Source organism: Chryseobacterium candidae, assembly GCF_004916905.1.
In the GTDB taxonomy this organism is placed as follows: domain Bacteria; phylum Bacteroidota; class Bacteroidia; order Flavobacteriales; family Weeksellaceae; genus Chryseobacterium; species Chryseobacterium candidae.
The window spans coordinates 1-17,114 of sequence record NZ_SDLV01000045.1; the positions used below are offsets into that span (position 1 = coordinate 1).

17 protein-coding genes are annotated in these 17,114 nt (G+C 33.4%); 15 read left to right on the forward strand and 2 right to left on the reverse strand.

Going from position 1 to position 17,114, the window contains the following annotated elements:
- The first annotated feature begins 130 nt into the window (after positions 1 to 130).
- From EK417_RS17360 to arsB, 5 genes are all read left to right on the forward strand, one after another.
- On the forward strand, positions 131 to 1,072 hold the full coding sequence (locus EK417_RS17360) for an MBL fold metallo-hydrolase (protein ID WP_136522876.1): 942 nt from the start codon (positions 131 to 133) through the stop codon (positions 1,070 to 1,072).
- 182 nt (positions 1,073 to 1,254) lie between these two features.
- Positions 1,255 to 1,584, forward strand: coding sequence for an ArsR/SmtB family transcription factor (locus EK417_RS17365; protein ID WP_076594360.1), 330 nt, complete (start codon positions 1,255 to 1,257; stop codon positions 1,582 to 1,584).
- Positions 1,585 to 1,661: 77 nt separating this feature from the next.
- Positions 1,662 to 2,135, forward strand: coding sequence for a DUF6428 family protein (locus tag EK417_RS17370; RefSeq protein WP_110367193.1), 474 nt, complete (start codon positions 1,662 to 1,664; stop codon positions 2,133 to 2,135).
- A 19-nt stretch (positions 2,136 to 2,154) separates the two neighbouring features.
- On the forward strand, positions 2,155 to 2,766 hold the full coding sequence (locus EK417_RS17375; protein WP_110367194.1) for an arsenate-mycothiol transferase ArsC: 612 nt from the start codon (positions 2,155 to 2,157) through the stop codon (positions 2,764 to 2,766).
- Between the two features lie 2 nt (positions 2,767 to 2,768).
- Complete coding sequence (gene arsB / locus EK417_RS17380; protein WP_136522877.1) at positions 2,769 to 3,803, forward strand: ACR3 family arsenite efflux transporter; 1,035 nt, start codon at positions 2,769 to 2,771, stop codon at positions 3,801 to 3,803.
- A gap of 345 nt (positions 3,804 to 4,148) precedes the next feature.
- Here the strand turns inward: arsB and EK417_RS17385 are convergent, their stop codons facing one another.
- Positions 4,149 to 4,601, reverse strand: a complete 453-nt coding sequence (locus tag EK417_RS17385; RefSeq protein WP_076594531.1) for an Hsp20/alpha crystallin family protein — start codon at positions 4,599 to 4,601, stop codon at positions 4,149 to 4,151.
- A gap of 490 nt (positions 4,602 to 5,091) precedes the next feature.
- Here EK417_RS17385 and EK417_RS17390 point away from each other — a divergent pair, with 490 nt between their 5' ends.
- Positions 5,092 to 5,742 carry a lysoplasmalogenase gene (locus tag EK417_RS17390; protein WP_136522878.1) on the forward strand — a complete coding sequence of 217 codons (651 nt, stop codon included), beginning with the start codon at positions 5,092 to 5,094 and terminating at the stop codon, positions 5,740 to 5,742.
- 11 nt (positions 5,743 to 5,753) lie between these two features.
- Complete coding sequence (locus EK417_RS17395; RefSeq protein ID WP_110367197.1) at positions 5,754 to 6,734, forward strand: sterol desaturase family protein; 981 nt, start codon at positions 5,754 to 5,756, stop codon at positions 6,732 to 6,734.
- A 116-nt stretch (positions 6,735 to 6,850) separates the two neighbouring features.
- On the opposite strand, the gene EK417_RS17400 is transcribed toward EK417_RS17395, so the two are convergent.
- A complete protein-coding gene (locus EK417_RS17400; protein WP_136522879.1) occupies positions 6,851 to 7,711 on the reverse strand; it encodes a GLPGLI family protein in 861 nt (286 codons plus the stop codon).
- Between the two features lie 1,056 nt (positions 7,712 to 8,767).
- Here EK417_RS17400 and EK417_RS17405 point away from each other — a divergent pair.
- From EK417_RS17405 to EK417_RS17440, 8 genes are all read left to right on the forward strand, one after another.
- Positions 8,768 to 10,081 carry a phage integrase SAM-like domain-containing protein gene (locus EK417_RS17405; RefSeq protein ID WP_136522880.1) on the forward strand — a complete coding sequence of 438 codons (1,314 nt, stop codon included), beginning with the start codon at positions 8,768 to 8,770 and terminating at the stop codon, positions 10,079 to 10,081.
- 25 nt (positions 10,082 to 10,106) lie between these two features.
- Entirely contained in the window at positions 10,107 to 10,382 is a 276-nt protein-coding gene (locus tag EK417_RS17410; RefSeq protein WP_136522881.1) for a helix-turn-helix domain-containing protein, read from the forward strand.
- Positions 10,383 to 10,654: 272 nt separating this feature from the next.
- Positions 10,655 to 12,010 (forward strand): hypothetical protein, encoded by a 1,356-nt coding sequence (locus tag EK417_RS17415; RefSeq protein ID WP_136522882.1) that lies wholly within the window; start codon positions 10,655 to 10,657, stop codon positions 12,008 to 12,010.
- A 363-nt stretch (positions 12,011 to 12,373) separates the two neighbouring features.
- Entirely contained in the window at positions 12,374 to 12,778 is a 405-nt protein-coding gene (locus EK417_RS17420; RefSeq protein WP_136522883.1) for a hypothetical protein, read from the forward strand.
- Positions 12,779 to 12,799: 21 nt separating this feature from the next.
- Positions 12,800 to 13,375: a hypothetical protein gene (locus EK417_RS17425; RefSeq protein WP_136522884.1), complete on the forward strand. Its 576-nt coding sequence runs from the start codon at positions 12,800 to 12,802 to the stop codon at positions 13,373 to 13,375.
- On the forward strand, positions 13,362 to 13,784 hold the full coding sequence (locus tag EK417_RS17430; protein WP_136522885.1) for a hypothetical protein: 423 nt from the start codon (positions 13,362 to 13,364) through the stop codon (positions 13,782 to 13,784). Before EK417_RS17425 ends, EK417_RS17430 begins: the two co-directional genes overlap by 14 nt.
- A 945-nt stretch (positions 13,785 to 14,729) precedes the next feature.
- Positions 14,730 to 16,142 (forward strand): P-loop NTPase family protein, encoded by a 1,413-nt coding sequence (locus EK417_RS17435; protein WP_136522886.1) that lies wholly within the window; start codon positions 14,730 to 14,732, stop codon positions 16,140 to 16,142.
- A 20-nt stretch (positions 16,143 to 16,162) separates the two neighbouring features.
- Positions 16,163 to 16,729 (forward strand): DUF6705 family protein, encoded by a 567-nt coding sequence (locus tag EK417_RS17440; protein WP_136522887.1) that lies wholly within the window; start codon positions 16,163 to 16,165, stop codon positions 16,727 to 16,729.
- Positions 16,730 to 17,114 lie beyond the last annotated feature (385 nt).

Below are 17,114 nucleotides of genomic sequence, written 5' to 3' on the forward strand. Positions count from 1 at the left end.
GGGACACCAATATAAAATATAAAGCCTGCTATTTTCAGCAGGCTTTACAGATACAGGGCTTCAATCCTCAGAAAATAACGTAAATTTGCTTTATCCATCCCGAAAAAGATGGTTTTCTATTATTCGTATTATGAAAAAAACAGCACTTTCTTTATTGGTTCTTCTGAATATTGTTTGCCAGGCACAAAATTTTGATGTCATTCCCTTAGGAATATATGGTGGTGAGCAGGAAGACAATTTATCATCCTATCTGGTAGGCGCTCCGAAAGACAATGCCTTTCTCTGCCTTGATGCGGGTACCGTAAATGCAGGAATCCGAAAAGCAATTGAACTGAAAAGTCTTCAGGGATCAGCAGAAACAGTTCTGAAAGATCAGATAAAGGGATATTTTGTATCACACGGTCATCTGGATCATTTATCAGGCCTTATCATCAATTCTCCGGCAGATTCCAAGAAAGATATTTTTGCTATAGCTCCTGTGATTCAGATTTTACAGAATCATTATTTTATCACAGATACCTGGATCAATTTTGCAGATCAGGGACAAAAACCCATCCTTGGAAAATACCATTACAATGAACTTCAGGAAGGAACCGAAATTCCCGCACCTAAAACACCTTTTTTCATCACAGGCTATGAACTAAGCCATGTAAATCCGTATAAAAGCAGTGCTGCATTGGTAAGAAGAGATGATCACTATCTGCTTTATCTGGGAGATACGGGTGCAGACCGTATAGAAAAATCTGACCGTCTGGATCAACTTTGGAATACAATAGCTCCTCTTGTTAAAAAAAGACAGCTCAATACGATATTAATTGAAGTTTCTTTTCCCAACAGCCAGCCGGAACATCTGCTTTTCGGACATCTTACTCCTCATCTGCTGATTGAGGAATTGAGCAAACTCAAAGAAAAGACAGGACAAAGCAGCCTTGAAGGCCTTAATATTGTGGTTACTCACAGAAAGCCGACAGGTGATAATCCTGAACTCATCAAAGAGGAATTATTGAAAAACAATCCTTTAAAAATAAATTATATCTTCCCGGAACAGGGTAAAAAGATTAGTGTGCCATAACAACAAGCCAAAAGATGAAGTCTGCTTCCGCTTCATCTTTTTTATTTTCAACGTTACATTCATGACAGAATGATTTTAAAGCACTAAAATTCAATAACTTAATTCTATACATCTGAAATTAACAAGTTTTTTCATGGTTATATTAATTTATCATCGTAATATTGCAATATAAAAATAAAACAATGGGAGTTACTAAAACAGAAATTTATACAGAAGAACAAAATAAGCTGGCTTCTCTTCTTAAAGTTTTGGGACATCCGGCGAGAATCGCAATTTTACAGTACATCATTAATCAAAAAGCATGTATCTGTAATGATCTCGTTGAAGAACTCGGATTGGCTCAGGCCACCATTTCGCAGCATTTAAAAGAGCTGAAGAATATTGAAATTATTAAGGGTTCAATTGAAGGAAAGTCAATTTGTTACTGTATTAATGAAAATACCTGGAAACAGTTTCAGAATGAATTCAACCTGTTTTTTAATCAGGATGTTACTATAAAACAATGCTGTTAAAGGCATTTTTTTAAATAAATACATCGTAATATTGCAATATGACATTAAAAAATTATAACACTCAATTTTAATCTATTATGAGACTATCAGAAATCAAAGAAATTCTACCTGCACTGGAAAATGTTGAATTTCAATTAGAAAACGGAAGTTTTGTTCCTGAACATTTCCATGTAACAGAAGTGGGGCAGATTATAAAAAAATTTATCGATTGCGGCGGAGTAATTAGAAATGAAAAAACAGTCAGCTTCCAGCTATGGAATGCGGATGATTACGAACACCGTCTGAAACCGGGAAAATTACTTCATATCATTCAGCTTTCCGAAGAAAAACTTGGAATAGAAGACTCGGAAATTGAAGTTGAATATCAGGGAGAAACGATTGGAAAATATGATCTTGAATTTAACGGAAAAAATTTCGTTCTGAAAAACAAAACAACAGCCTGCCTTGCCCAGGAAGCCTGCGGAATTCCTGCTGAAAAACAAAAGAAAAATCTGTCTGAATTATCCGTAAACTCTACATCAGCCTGTACTCCGGGATCAGGATGCTGCTAATTAATTTTATTAAAATCTTATGTATCAAGAATTAGTAAACACGGTTCAATCTCTGAAATGGGAAAATACAGATACCGCTAGAAAAGAGATTCTGCAGCCATTAATCCGCTTTATTCAGCAAAAAACAGATAACGGCAAAGAGGTCAATCTGAATTTTATCTGCACTCACAATTCCCGCCGAAGCCATCTGGCACAGATATGGGCACAGGCAGCCGCTTCTTTCTTTGCGATTCCGGAAGTTCACTGCTATTCGGGAGGAACGGAAACAACAGCATTATTTCCTAAGATCGCAGAAGTTTTAGCAGAACAGGGCTTTTCGGTTTTCAGCATTGCTGCTACAGCCAACCCAGTATTTGCAATAAAATATGATGACAACAGCCTTCCATTGATAGTTTTTTCAAAAAAATACGACAGTCCGTTCAATCCTGTATCCGGTTTTGCCGCAATTATGACCTGTTCGCAGGCAGATGGCGGATGTCCTTTTATTCCCGGTGCAGAAAAAAGAATTCCGATCACATTTGAAGATCCTAAGATTTCAGATAACACACCGGAACAGGGAGCAATATATACTGAAAGAAGCTTACAAATTGCACAAGAAATGTTTTATGTTTTTTCTAAAATCAAAAGATAATCATGCAGCCCAGATTACAATTTCCTGACCGTTATCTTACCTTATGGATTTTTCTTGCGATGGGTATAGGGATTGCTTTGGGACATTTTTTCCCGTCTATTCCTACTCTTATCAATTCACAGTCGGTTGGCACTACTAATATTCCTCTGGCTATTGGACTCATTTTAATGATGTATCCGCCATTGGCTAAGGTTGACTACTCTCTCCTGCCATTGGTTTTTAAAGATAAAAAAGTAATCGGAATTTCCTTATTGCTCAACTGGATCATTGGTCCGGTTCTGATGTTTGGTCTTGCCATCCTGTTTTTAAGACATCAAGTTGATTATATGGCAGGTTTGATCCTCATCGGCCTGGCCAGATGTATTGCCATGGTGATTGTCTGGAATGATCTCGCTAAAGGTAACAGAGAATATGCAGCTTTGCTGGTTGCTTTAAACAGTATTTTTCAGGTACTTACTTACAGTTTTATGGTCTGGCTGTTCATTAATGTACTTCCCAACCAACTGGGGTTTGCAAGTTTTAATGTAAATGTTTCCATGAAAGACATTACAGAAAGCGTATTGATTTATCTGGGAATTCCTTTTCTGGCAGGCTTTCTCACACGGTATTTTCTGATAAAATCAAAAGGTGCAGACTGGTACAACAGAAAATTTGTGCCTAAGATATCTCCTGTTACACTGTACGCTTTATTATTTACCATCGTACTGATGTTTAGCTTAAAAGGCTCTAAAATACTGGAATTGCCAATGGATGTAATTACAGTGGCTGTCCCATTGGTTATCTATTTTGTTTTGATGTTTTTTGTAAGTTTTATCATCAACAAAACATTGAAAATCCCTTATGATAAAAATGCGTCTATAGCCTTTACCGCTACCGGAAACAATTTTGAACTGGCCATTGCTGTTGCAATTTCGGTCTTTGGAATTCATTCACCGCAGGCATTTGTAGGAGTAATTGGTCCTTTGGTAGAAGTTCCGGTATTAATACTTCTGGTAAAAGCGAGTGTACTATTGAAAAGGAAATGGTATCATGAGTAATCTTAATAAAAAAGCATGTTTGTTTTTTGTGATGTTTTTATGGCATTGATTCTAATAGAAAAATTTTCAAAGTAACCTCTCTGATTAAATTTCATTCACAGCAGAACTGTTCTTCTCATTGTTCAAATGGTATAAAAAATTGAATCTGAAACCTTTTTTTAAGAAAAGTCAATAACACTTTCAGAGATTCGGATATTTATATACTCCTCCTATATTGGGTTACAAATAAAATCAGCAAAAATTGAGGCTGTCCAAACTTTTCGGACAGCCTCTTAAGTTAATCTGTATTTTCAAAAATTATAAAAAAATTGGCTACTGTTTTGGCAGCCAATTTTGTAGTTATTTCTATGATATTTCAATCATTCTTGGTGGTTTCTGTTTCGCATCTTCCTTTTTCGGGATGGTTAACATTAAAAGCCCATTTTCATATTTTGCATTAATATTATCCTGATCCACAACATCTTTTGGAAGCTCAAAACTTCTCTGGAAAGATTGGTAACTGAATTCTCTTCTTGTGAAATTTTCATCTTTTGTCTCTTTACGATCTTCCTTCACTGATGAAATAGTAAGCAGGTTACCATCCAGCCTGATCTGAAAATCATTTTTATTCATGCCTGGTGCTGCGACCTGAACTTCATAAGCCTCTCCGTTCTCCTTTATATTTACCGATGGTACGGTTGTACTGGTAGATGAGTAATTGTTATTGCCCCAGTTAAAAAGTTCACGACCAAAAAAATCATCAAAGACATTTGAAAAGCCCAAATTGCTGTTTCCGTTTCTTCTTATTAGATTATTCATTGCAATCATTTTTAATTAAGTTTAACAATCATTAAAAAACACGTCAGCTGGCCAGCTGTATGTAAAAAATTACAAAAAAAATACCATTTGATTGAGTATGAAATTTTTTCCGGTTTTATGTCATTTTTTCAGCATTGGTGACACAAAAACCCTGATCCTTAGAACATTCACACTCTTAATAGTATTCATACAACCCTAAAGCTCAGGGATAAATAATTTTCCAAAAAATTCGAAAATTACTTTGGAAAAAATATGACTATCCTGTATAACTTAAATAATATTTCTAATAATAGTCTATTTCTAAAATATAAAACAAACTAAAGTGTAATGCATTGCATTTTTACAATTCAAAAGTATTTTATCTTAATTTTATCTGTAATTTAACAATCTGAGCTAAGTGTCAAATATAGAATGACTTGGTGCATACCTGAGATATATCCATATTGTAACAAGAAAAAAGATATTTAAAAAATTGTAATAAAATAATACAATGAAGAAATCTGTCAATATCAAATTGTTATTAGTCCTTCTTGCCATTGTTTTTGGATTTGATTTAGTATTTATTGCTATGGATCATAGTTCTTGGCGGTTTTTTACCAAGCCACTGTTATTACCTATTATTATCTGGTTGTATTTTACTTATTCTAAACAAAATGTATTTCGGATCAACCAATGGTTTTTATCTGGATTAATTTTGAGCTTTTTGGGTGATGTGTTTTTGTTATTTGGATGGGGATTTATGCCCGGTCTGGGAAGCTTTTTGTTGGCTCATATTTGTTACATCATTTATTTTTTAAAGATTAAAAAGAAAAATGTATGGAGTTGGCTTCCCTTTGTTCTTCTATATTTAGGCTCATTTATTTACTATATATATCCTTATTTAAACGAAATGAATATACCCGTGGTGATTTACGGAATTACCATTGCTACGATGCTGTATTTTAGTATCAGTACTTATTCTTCATTATTAATGCTGGGAGCTGTTTTGTTTGTAATATCAGATTCCGTATTGGCCATTAATATGTTCGTACAGCATAGTATTGGGAAAGAACTTGTTGTGATGATTACTTATGTTTTAGCCCAATTGATGTTGGTGTTGGGAGTGGTTGGTATTGAAAAAAAGAACAGAATTATTCGATAAAATCAAGACTTATGAAAAGAAAAGATAACCGTTTTTTTCATAGTATTGGCCTATTCTGTCCATCGGATTTTACTGATCCTGTTACTTATTTTATTCCTGTGTTTATCTTGTTGATATTAGGAGAGATATTTTTGTATCAGATTCCTCAAAAAGTATTCACAAAAAGACTCATCAAAGATAATGTATCGAGTATCGGATTGGGGATAGGGGCAGTAATGTTAGACTTTGGGATGAAAGCTATTTCATTATCCTACTTTTTTTGGATTTACAATCATTTTAGGCTTACTGATATTTTCGGGATCAAAGATTTCAATAAATTCTTCACTTTAAAATGGCATGCAGATCACTGGTGGCTTTGGTTATTGGTTATGATTGTTCAGGATTTTGGCTTTTACTGGCATCATCGGTTGAGTCATAAAATCAGATTATTTTGGACAGGTCATGTCAATCATCACTCGGCTACTCATTTGAGTCTTGCTATTGCATTGCGTCAAGGATGGTTTGAAATCATATATCGGGACATTTGGTATATCCCTTTTATCATCATTGGTTTTCATCCTATTATGATTGCTATGATGCATCAGTTTAATTTGATTTTTCAATTTTGGCCGCATACCAATGCTATTGGAAAATTAGGGTGGTTCGATAAAGTATTCAATTCTCCATCCAACCATCGGGTGCATCATTCCCGAAAAATAGAGGATTTAGATAATAACTATGGGGGCATTTTGATGATTTGGGATCATCTTTTCGGCACGTACAAAGCGGAAGAAAAGAAAACGACGGATTACGGAATCTATCATAACATCCATACTTATAATGTTTTTCATATCGTCTTTGATGAGTTTGGAAATATGATAAAGGATGTCCGGAATGCACCTACATGGAAAGCGAAACTGGGGTATATATTCAATGCTCCGGGCTGGCATCATAAGGATAAAGATGAGCGTATTTCTACTTTGAAGCGGGAATTAGAAGAAAAAATGAATTGATGGTTGTCTTGCATGAAAAGTGCAAATTACTGATAAAAACTCTTTATTAATTCAGAAACAGACATAAACCTTCTACAACTTGTTAGACAAAGTAATGTTAAGAAAATAAATTTTCATTACTCCAATTCAATTGGATTATATGGTAGTGGGTCTGATTTAACAGATATCTGACTACCATCTTCATTGTAGGCTTTACCATGAAAAAAGCCAGGATTATCATTATAGTTTTGTAATACTTTTCTAAATTGTTCTCTTGTTACTGTTAATATTCTTTTTTCGTTCCTCAGATAGATTCTGTTAGGCTTTTTATCCATTGCTATTGCAGTAAAATGGAAATTACTTTTACTATCCTCAATTTCTAAAATTAAACCAGGTAAATTTTGAAAAACATACGGTCCGTTATTAATTGGGATTTCTTTAGAATACCAAGCTGTATATTTTCTACCTCTATATTTAGTTATGGCTTTATTACATAAGTAACCCAATATATCTTTTGTCTCATTTTCGAGCTTCCATTCTATTACTGGCTGGTTCTCTTCGTATTGATAAGTTACATTTGCTCTATCCTGTACGATAACTTTATTTATTGAAAAATCTTTAACTAAAACATTTTTCCATTTATCAGGTAAATTAAGTGTTTGGTTTAATTCTTTAGCTCCTAGTTTTTCTAAATGACTAAAACTTAACATTAAAGAATCCTTTCGTAAGGAATTAAAATCTGAAAACCTTGAAAAATTCTTTCCCATTTGAAGTAAGCATATTGTTTCCAACTTCTTTTTTTTAGGGTCTTTTACAAATTCTAATTTGTAATAAATATTTTGATAACTACTGTCTATAATTTTTTCTTCATAGGAATCAGGTTTCATAGAGAAATTACCTGTTACAGTAATTTGAGCATTTGAAAAGAATCCAATCACTAAAAACAATAACTGTAAGAAATTACGGTTACTATTAATCATACCGATTTGTTTTAGCATTTCACATCATTAAAATATTCTGCTGCTTCTTGTAATTCAGCCCAGTTACTATAATTATCCGTGCATAAAGAATAAAAAGCTCCACAAGGTGCAGTAACACCAACCCATTGACTACAAGTTCCTCCTGCTACTTTTTTAAGATCATTTCGAGATAATTTTTTTCATTTTTTCATTTTTGTAATATTTTAAATTAGATAGCTAATATAACAATATAAATCATTCTAAAGAGAAAAATTTCATCATTTTAACCATTTGTGAATAAATGATTTATGCCAACTTGTGCGTTATTATGATTTACAGATATGTGATTTAAAATGATATTGATAGAACTTTGATTTTATCAAGAATGTGAAGACCCTTTTTAAAAGTTGTACCAGCTTTTTATATGTAGTTTAGCTACCTATATGAATAAGAAGCCTCTCCCTTTGCCGCCCGGAAATCAAGCAATTTAGGGTACAAAAAAAGGAGACGTTAAAAAAATAAACGTCTCCCTAAGCGGAGAGTGAGGTTCTCATACGATGACTTTTATAAGTTAGCTATTACCTTTTATGCCCTGTTAATCAACGTTATGGTAGATTTCATTAGATTATGAGTATTCATATATATGTATATCTAATCATAAATGTGGGGAAACGGTGGGTAAAGACATCTTTTCTCTCCTAAATAAAAATAAGTATTAAGTATTTGATTTTTTATTAGATTATCTAATCTGGCTATGATATAATAGATTAATTAATCTGACAAAATGTTTTAAGTTAAAGTTTGTTAAAAATTTGCATAATTCAATAATTTTTCATATATTTACATCCGTATTTAAGATACAGAATATGTTCTTTCATTGAATCTATAGAGTTAACATGAATGTTCATTCATGTTATGCCAACCTGCCAGAACAAACTGGAAAAGGTGGAACAACGATTCGGCTAACAAGCAAGATTCTAACGGATCACCAAAGGTGCAGATTTTTACTCTGTGAACTTTCATATAAAAGTTTAAAGAATTCCTCACCTCTATGTTAAAGAATATACAGGAAAACAATTTTTTAAATTATATTATATGTTAAAAGTAAAATTTTTAGTTAAAAACCCTAAAGAAGGGTTAAACACAATCTACGTTCGTGTAAGAGCTGGGAGAAAGCTTGATTTAATCTCAACTACTAAAGAAGTAACAAATCTTTCGGATTGGAATTCGGAAGAAGGTTATCTATTGGAAAGCTTTAGGGAGCTTAGAAATGGCAAAATGATTGCCACAAGGGGTGCTGACATCAGAAACAGGATTCTGGAGAACACGAAAGTCAATTATAGATTAGCAGAGCTGAAGAAAGATATTGAGGATACTTACAAAGCCTCAGGGCTATTTGATGCCCAAACTTTGAAAGGATTGATATTTCCGACTGTTACAGAAACAGAAGATTTAAGCAAGCAGAGTTTTGTAGACTACTGTGATATTTTTGTCAAATCGAAAGGCTCCAGTATAAGTGAGGACTACGTAACCAAGGTAGAAAGCATTAAGGATATAGTAAAACACTATGTCAAAGGTAAAAAACTGAAAAACTTATCGTTGCTTGATATAAACGTTGACTTCAAAAATGACTTTGAAAAACATTGTTCAAGTGAGGTATATGGAGTTAACTATTTTGAAAGGAATTTCAAGTTCATGAAAACAATCCTGTACCTTGCTCAATCAAACGGCTACCCCATTTATCATGGTCTAAGCAAAATTAAATGCATGACTGAAAAAACAATGTTTGTCATACTGACTCCACAGGAGCTAGAACTCATTGAGGATAGCAAATTTTCAGATGAACACCTAGAAACAGCAAAGGACTGGCTTTTAATTTCCTGCTATTCAGGTCAACGAATTTCTGATTTTATGAGATTCAACACCAGTATGATTACCAAAAAAACCACACAAAAAGGGGAAAGGTATTTTATAGAGTTTATACAGGAGAAGACAAAGAAACAAATACTTTTGCCTCTCCATGAGAAGATTGTTAAAATTCTTGAGAAAAGAGACTGGAATTTCCCCAGAAAAATGTCAGAACCTCGATACAACGAGCATATCAAAAAGGTTTGTGAGTATGTAGGCATTGATGAAGAGGTGGAAGGCACTTTATCTATTGATTTATCAAAAGAGGGCAAAACTTCTATCTCTACAAAAAACAAAAGGAGAAAAGTAAAAGGAATGTACCCTAAGTACAAATTAATTAGTAGCCATACAGGAAGGAGAAGCTTTGCATCCAATAACTTTGGAACAATCCCCACTCCCTTAATTATGAGAGCTACAGGGCATTCCTCCGAAGCTATGCTACTAAAGTATATCGGGAAAATTGAGGAGCAACAATCATTAGCACTAGCAGAATATTTATAAACATTAAAAACACAAATTTACTATTATGAGTGACATCATCGTAACGAACAAAAACAGCATTCAAGAAATCATTAGAGAAGAGGTGAAAAAAGCACTTATTGAGTGGGCACAATGGTTTGAAGCCAGGATAATTAATGAAGATAAGATTTATACAAGGGAAGAAGCAATTCAGTTTCTAAGGATTAGCCCCAGTACATTAACCCGGTGGACAAAAGAAGGAAAGATTAAAGCTGTTGGCATTGGAGACAGAGTGTATTACATACATATTGATATTCTAGGGGCTTTGGTTGCTATCAATTAAAGCTGTTCAATCCCACTATTTGTGGGAGTTCCTTTGTGGCTTCCAGTATGAGAGAACCCATTTTTTATGGTGATTCTTTCTAATTCCTTTCACCGGAAACTACAGTTTACCCCCAAATTCAAGTTAACAAAAAGACATAGTAAAGTACTTTGTACAGCTAATGCTATGTCTTTTTTCCTTAAAATTTTCTTAAATAATTATCAAAAAAAGCAAAACCCTTGAATTTTCATTATTCAAGAGGGCTAGGCTTTTCCTTTAAACAAGAAGTCAAAATGAACAAGATAAAAACAAAACGAGGTCTTGAAAAAAGACCTGTAAAAATCACTAAATATATTTCTCTGCCAAAATTTATTGTCAGTAAGTTGGAGAACTCGATTCTGAATAACCCTCCAACTTTCAATTTTAACAATTCCTTAGCATTTTTCTTCCTACATCTTGTTGCAATTCGAAGATTTATAGACCCGAATTGTGATGAGTATTTCGGGGGATTCGTTTCTCTGGATTCCAAATTGCTGGAACACTACTCCTATAATTACAGCAAGTATTTCAGATATTTCACTGATAATGGAATACTACACAAAAGAATATACTCTAAAGACAAGAACAGAGCCAACTCATATAGCTTTATCTATGCTATTGACAGTGAATGTAATGAGTTCGTAAAAGTAGATATAAACAACCTCCAAAAATTAAAAAACTTTGAACTCATTGAGAGGTACACTGGCAAAGATGAAAAGTGCACCCATTTAGTGAAATGGTTCTATGAAGGGTTAGAAATTGACTCCCAGCAAGCCATTTTGGAAGCTCAAAAAGAGCCTAACTTTCTAAAAAGACAATCTTACCTAATGGGAATAGAAAAGCTTAAAAACAAGGAGTATTGGTTTACCAGAAAACCCTACTCAGATAACAGATTGCATACCCCATTGACAAATTTGTCAAAAAAATTGAGACCATTCCTCAGTTTTAAGGGAGAAAAGCTAGTTAATCTGGATATAAGGAGTAGTCAACCTTACTTTCTGGCAGTACTTGTGGAGAGGCTATATTCTACTATAGCTACCCTAATGTTCGAGAATGTTAAAAATCACCTCTATTCATCAGGGTTTCGAGAGGAATACAGCAAGATTAAAAACTGGATTCTGAATGAGGACTTTTACACTGAAATATCTAAGATATTGTTTGAAGGCAGGAAAATATCTTTAACAAGGAATGAATGGATTGGAAGAGGTAAAAGCCGGGAAAAGAAAACAGTCATCTATGAAAATGAAAGGGAGTTAACAAAGAAGCTTATCCTAACACTTTTCTATATTGATACCAACAGTTACCTGTACAAGCATGATTCTGACCTTAAAATATTTGATGAAAAATTTCCTTATTTCTCAGCTTTTCTGAAAGAGTTGAAAAAGAACAACTACAAGTATCTAAGTAAGTTAATGCAGAACGAGGAAGCTAATTGTATTTTAGATATAGTAACCAAAAGGCTGAGCCAGTTGTACCCTAGAATGCCTTTGTTTACAATACATGACAGCATTATGACAACTGAATACTGGGCTGAGAGAACCAATTTAAAGAAACTGATTCAATCCATGATGCTGGAAGAAAACAGGGTTAAACCTCAAATAAATAGTTAAACATGAGTTTTCAAGGGCTCTGTTGCTGGATTCCAGTATTAAGGAAATCTCATGAAAAGGGTTTTATCATTCTGAAACAACACAAAAGCTATTTTACAAGAAATAGATTTTAAACATTCAGTTTGATTTAATACCTTTGTCCTACTTCAACGAAAAAAAGAGAAAACTTTTGCAATTGTAATACGAATCGGCAAAATTCAAATTTGACACAAAATGCAAACAGTTTAGCTCCTTGCCATATAATGGTGAGGGCTTTCCTGTTATGTGTCAAAGCTTTGCCGAGCTTGTATTACTAACACGGATAAGTGCCTCACTTTTTTTGTTGTTTATATCTCAGATTATGAACAATAAAATTCAATTTATATGAAACATTTATTTCTTATAGCTTTAGTAGCTATTTCTTTTGTTAATTGCTCTGGCAATGATGATGATTCAACACCACAGCAAAACAACCCCGTACAAACGGTGTATTTCCACCCTCCTCAGTGGATTCAAGGCAGTTGGAAAATTTCTAACACATCAACAACTTATTTCAAGTTCACAAATGATGATTTTATTCTGGTAACTCCTTATACTAGCTATAAAGCTGTTTTAACTCAGACAACAGCTACTGGGCAACCTGCTAAGGTGGTAGAACAAACTTCTGACTATTACTATGAGTTTACAATAACAGCAGGTGCTTCTTCTGGACAGTATAAGTTTAAGAAAATTAGTGATACAAGGATTCAATGGGTTGGTAGCACTCCTTTCTTTTTAGATAAAGAATAAACAACTTTAAGATTAATTAATATGAAAAAAATATTACTTCCCTTAGTTTTGTTTACAGTTCTTGCCAGAGCACAAACACAACAGGATTACTATAATCAGTCCCCCTCAGGAATAGACCCCATAATTGGGATGAAAGAGACTCAGAGTGAGAGTGTAAGGGCTGTTGATGAGATTTTGAAAAACAATAAACCCAGTAAAATTGGACAAAAGTTAGAAAAGTCTCAGGAAATGGTTGAAAATCTAGAAACTCCAAAGTTTGAAGATGTCTACCAACCTGCACCAGCTCGTGAAAATAGAAACTCCAATCAGGCTGAAAATGCACAATCTGACACTCAAAACAGTGATGTTGACCCGTTCAGTTCCCCAGAGGATAAAGCACCCTCTTTTCAAGGTGAAAAAGTTGATGTTGATAAGTATTACAATCAGCAACCAGACGGAAGCTATATTAAAAAAGATACTGGTTACCAGAAACCGAGCAATCAGAGCAATGATAACACTGCTTTAATCGTTGTTATCCTAATAGTTGGTGCTGGAATTATTGGTGCTATTGCAACTAATAACCAGAAAAATACAAATAACAGCCATGACAGGGAATAGGTTTTATGATAAAATCCATAACTGGTTACTTCCAGTGCCGGAACAGCAGTGTGATGTTTTCCCTCCTTTACATCGTTATCAGACACCATTTCAAAAACTTATACTAGATTATTTGGCTTGGAACGGGATTGATAAAAAGGGAAATGTAACCAGTAATAGGGTTTATCCAACTCGTATGGAAATTCTGGAAGCTAAGAGCACATTAAGAAAATGTGGTTTTTCAACTGGTGATATTGAAAAACTGATAGTTTTAGAGTTTCTGGAAATGAAGAGAAATATTCCTGATTTAAATTCAGAAATGTTCATCCCTATTTTTGAAGACAACTACTGCAATCTAAAACTTGTCCGATTTACCACTTTAGAGACTCAAAAATCGAATAAAATCACAAAAGAATACTCGATGCCATAAAGAGGTTTTTAGTCGAAACTCAAGCTTGTTTAGAGGTCGAGTATTTAAGAACTAGAATTGAGTGCAATTTTACTGAAATCAGAAAGTGGAATAACACTGCCATAGTTGAGGAATTTGTAACTCCTTTTGCAAAGCTACAATTAAATTGTCATAAATCAGCCAAATTTAGTATTAATTATTTTATAAATCTTCACCTTAAAGAACTTATAGGGAAGTCTCTGGGTGATACTCTGGAAAAAAGATTCAATGAGTTAGTCACTGGGGAATTTAAACACTTGGTAAAAATGATTCCACTGAACAGGAGATATGACAGGTATTTTGAGGAGTTATTGAAATTTACCCAAATATTCCCACATTACAAAGCTGTTATTACAGATAAAAATTCTTTATAAATAGAAAAACAATCATAGGCCTTTCATGAGGTTTTAGAAAAGACAAATTCCCTCCATTTTTAGAGGAATTTTCACGGCCTTAGGTTCGTAATAACATAAAGTCATTATTTTACATATTAACACATTGATTATTAATTTGTTATTGAAAACAAATGGCAGATTGGGTTTTTAGAGTAAAAGTAAGCTTGAGCTTCTTACAAAAAGTGCCCTAACTTAAATCTACTCATTGGAAAAAAATAGAGAAAAAATATAATACGACATACTTTGACGCAGTACTGATTTATCTTTGTCGTGTTGATAATAAAAAGTTATTTTTACAACCTTTAAATAAAACAATCAAATGAAAAACAAATTTATTTTGTGGTTATCATTATTGATAGCCTTTAATCTCATCTTTCACTCTTGTCGAACTGAAGATATGTATCAGGAGAATGAACGGCAAAAACAAGACATTAGAGCCTCTGTACTAAGATTTCACGAAATCAACAACAACACTCCTCTCCTTCAAAAGGTCAAACAACTACAAACAGAGCTATTTTCTTCAAACAAACTATTGGGAAAAAACAATTCTATTTTGGATGGGGCTACTATTTCAACTGACAAGGTTATACTTGTAGAAAACGGCACTCAAAAAACCTATACATTCCCTGTAAAGAGAGAATCTAAAAATTCTGGATTAGAAAATCTCGTAGTCAAGCAAAATGCTGACGATACTTTTTCGGGAGTATTGATTCAGTATGACATTACCCCATTAGAAAAAGACCTTTTTGTTTTAGGTGAAGAGATTGACATGAAAAATAAAATAAAAATATTTGACATCAACAACCTTAGTATTTCCCAAAAAGTAGTCACGGAAGCTATTGGATGCTATGAAATCACATGGGAAAACGGTGTATGCGCTTCCAGCGACCAGCATGTGTATGGAGACAAATCTTGCAATCTCACAGGAAGTCAGGCAGCATCAGCTCCTGCTATTATTTCAATTGTAAATACATGTTCAGGAGGAGCAGGTGGAACAGATACAGGAATTCCTTCTTATCCCAATCCTGATTCACCAGGAGGAAATACAGGAGGTTACGGTACACTTCCGTATTCTGACGACAGTGATTTGATGTTGGCAAAATATCAACAGTTTAGCAACATTTTTCATATTAATACTTATAATTTTACTTCAACTTTAAGAACCAAACTGTTTTATCTATATCTTTATCAATATGAAGACCAATATACTGTGTCTAAACTTTTAACATATTTTGGTACAAAACCCGATATTTTGAACAATACAGTGGATATGTTTACTGAAAATGCAAGTCTTAGCTGGGATGATTTTTATAATCAGTTTTTGGCTACACAGTGTGAGAAATTAAAAAACTTATTGGCAAAGACAGATGTACAGGCAAAAATTACTGAATTAAAAAACCAGTCTACTTTAGGGGGAGAAAAAGGAGTAAAGTTTAAGGTAGACGGAACCCCTTCTGAGACAATAAGTGGTGGTGCTCACAATGTAAATTTCGGAGATAAAACAGGATATGCAGGAGGTTATCACAACCATACTCCAACAGGAATATCTATGTTGTCTCCACCAGATATAGACCAATTATTAGGTTTTGCAAGAGCACAGCCAACTTCCAATCCTGCAAATGTAAATAATGCTTACGTTGGAATGGTTGCCCCAAATGGCATGCATTATGTTATTTGGTTTAATGGAATTTATGACGATGCTATAAAAAATTATTCACAAGAGCAATTGGATGAATATACAGATAGATATCAGACTAGATATGGAATGTATAAACCTTCTTCTGGAGATATGAGCAATGAAGCAATTGAGAAATTCTTTTTCAAGGCTCTTACAGATATGGGATTAGATGGGAAAATCAATCTGCAAAGAGTAGAAAATGATGGAACCGTAAAAATGATAATTAAAAATAATGACGGTACTACAACTGCCATACCTTGTTCCTAAATTAACTAATAAAAAATAATATGAAAAATATAACATTCTTAATTCTATTAATCATTTCTATTTCGTGCAAAGCACAACAGACTTATCCTCTTAATACCAATTTTGAAGAAATACCCCAAGGTTCATATATAAAAGATTTAAACAATGAATTAAATCCTTATATTGGAGAATACAAGGCTAACTTTCAAGGAAATGAAATTAAATTATTCATAAGCAAAGAAACTATGAAATATATTAAGTCATTAAAGATTTATCAAGATGTATTGTCTATAAGATATATTGTTAAAAATTCTGTAGGAAATATTCTTCAAGATACTCAAAATATGACTTTTCAGCCTAATCAACTTTTACATTCAATTTATAGTCGTGGAACTTACCCAAGTAAAAACATTGTATGGTTTAATTATGGAGGAACAAATTGTAAAGTAGGTTGGGGAGGTATTGAATTAAAAAAAATCAATTCTACTCAAATCTCATGGGAATATAAACCTAATGATATTATTCTTGATGATAGTAAATGCCCACAAGGAACAGATATTAACATTTACCTTCCTGAAACAAAAGATTTGATTTTTACTAAACAGTAATCAAATTTAATATCTCTAACTAAAAAGATGATTGGTTCTACTATAAACAGGTAAAGCCAATCATTTTCATATTAAGCCACTTTCAGGGACTCGTCACTGTTATTCCATAATTCACTTAAACCTCTATAAGAACACCCTCAGAATGGCTTAAAAACAGTTCTTTGAACATAGTTTTGCATGTCTCAGTAAAATACTCCCTAATTCCTGATTAAATTGACCACTAAGAATGAAGTCAAAAGAGATACTAATGTAGCTCTGGTTGTATCCAGAATGTGAAGCCCCATTTTAACACTGGAATCACTTTATATATGTAATTCAAGCTACCATATGAATAACAAGGGATCAGTCTCAAAAGTTGGGGGGAATGTTAAGTAGCTTTATCTTT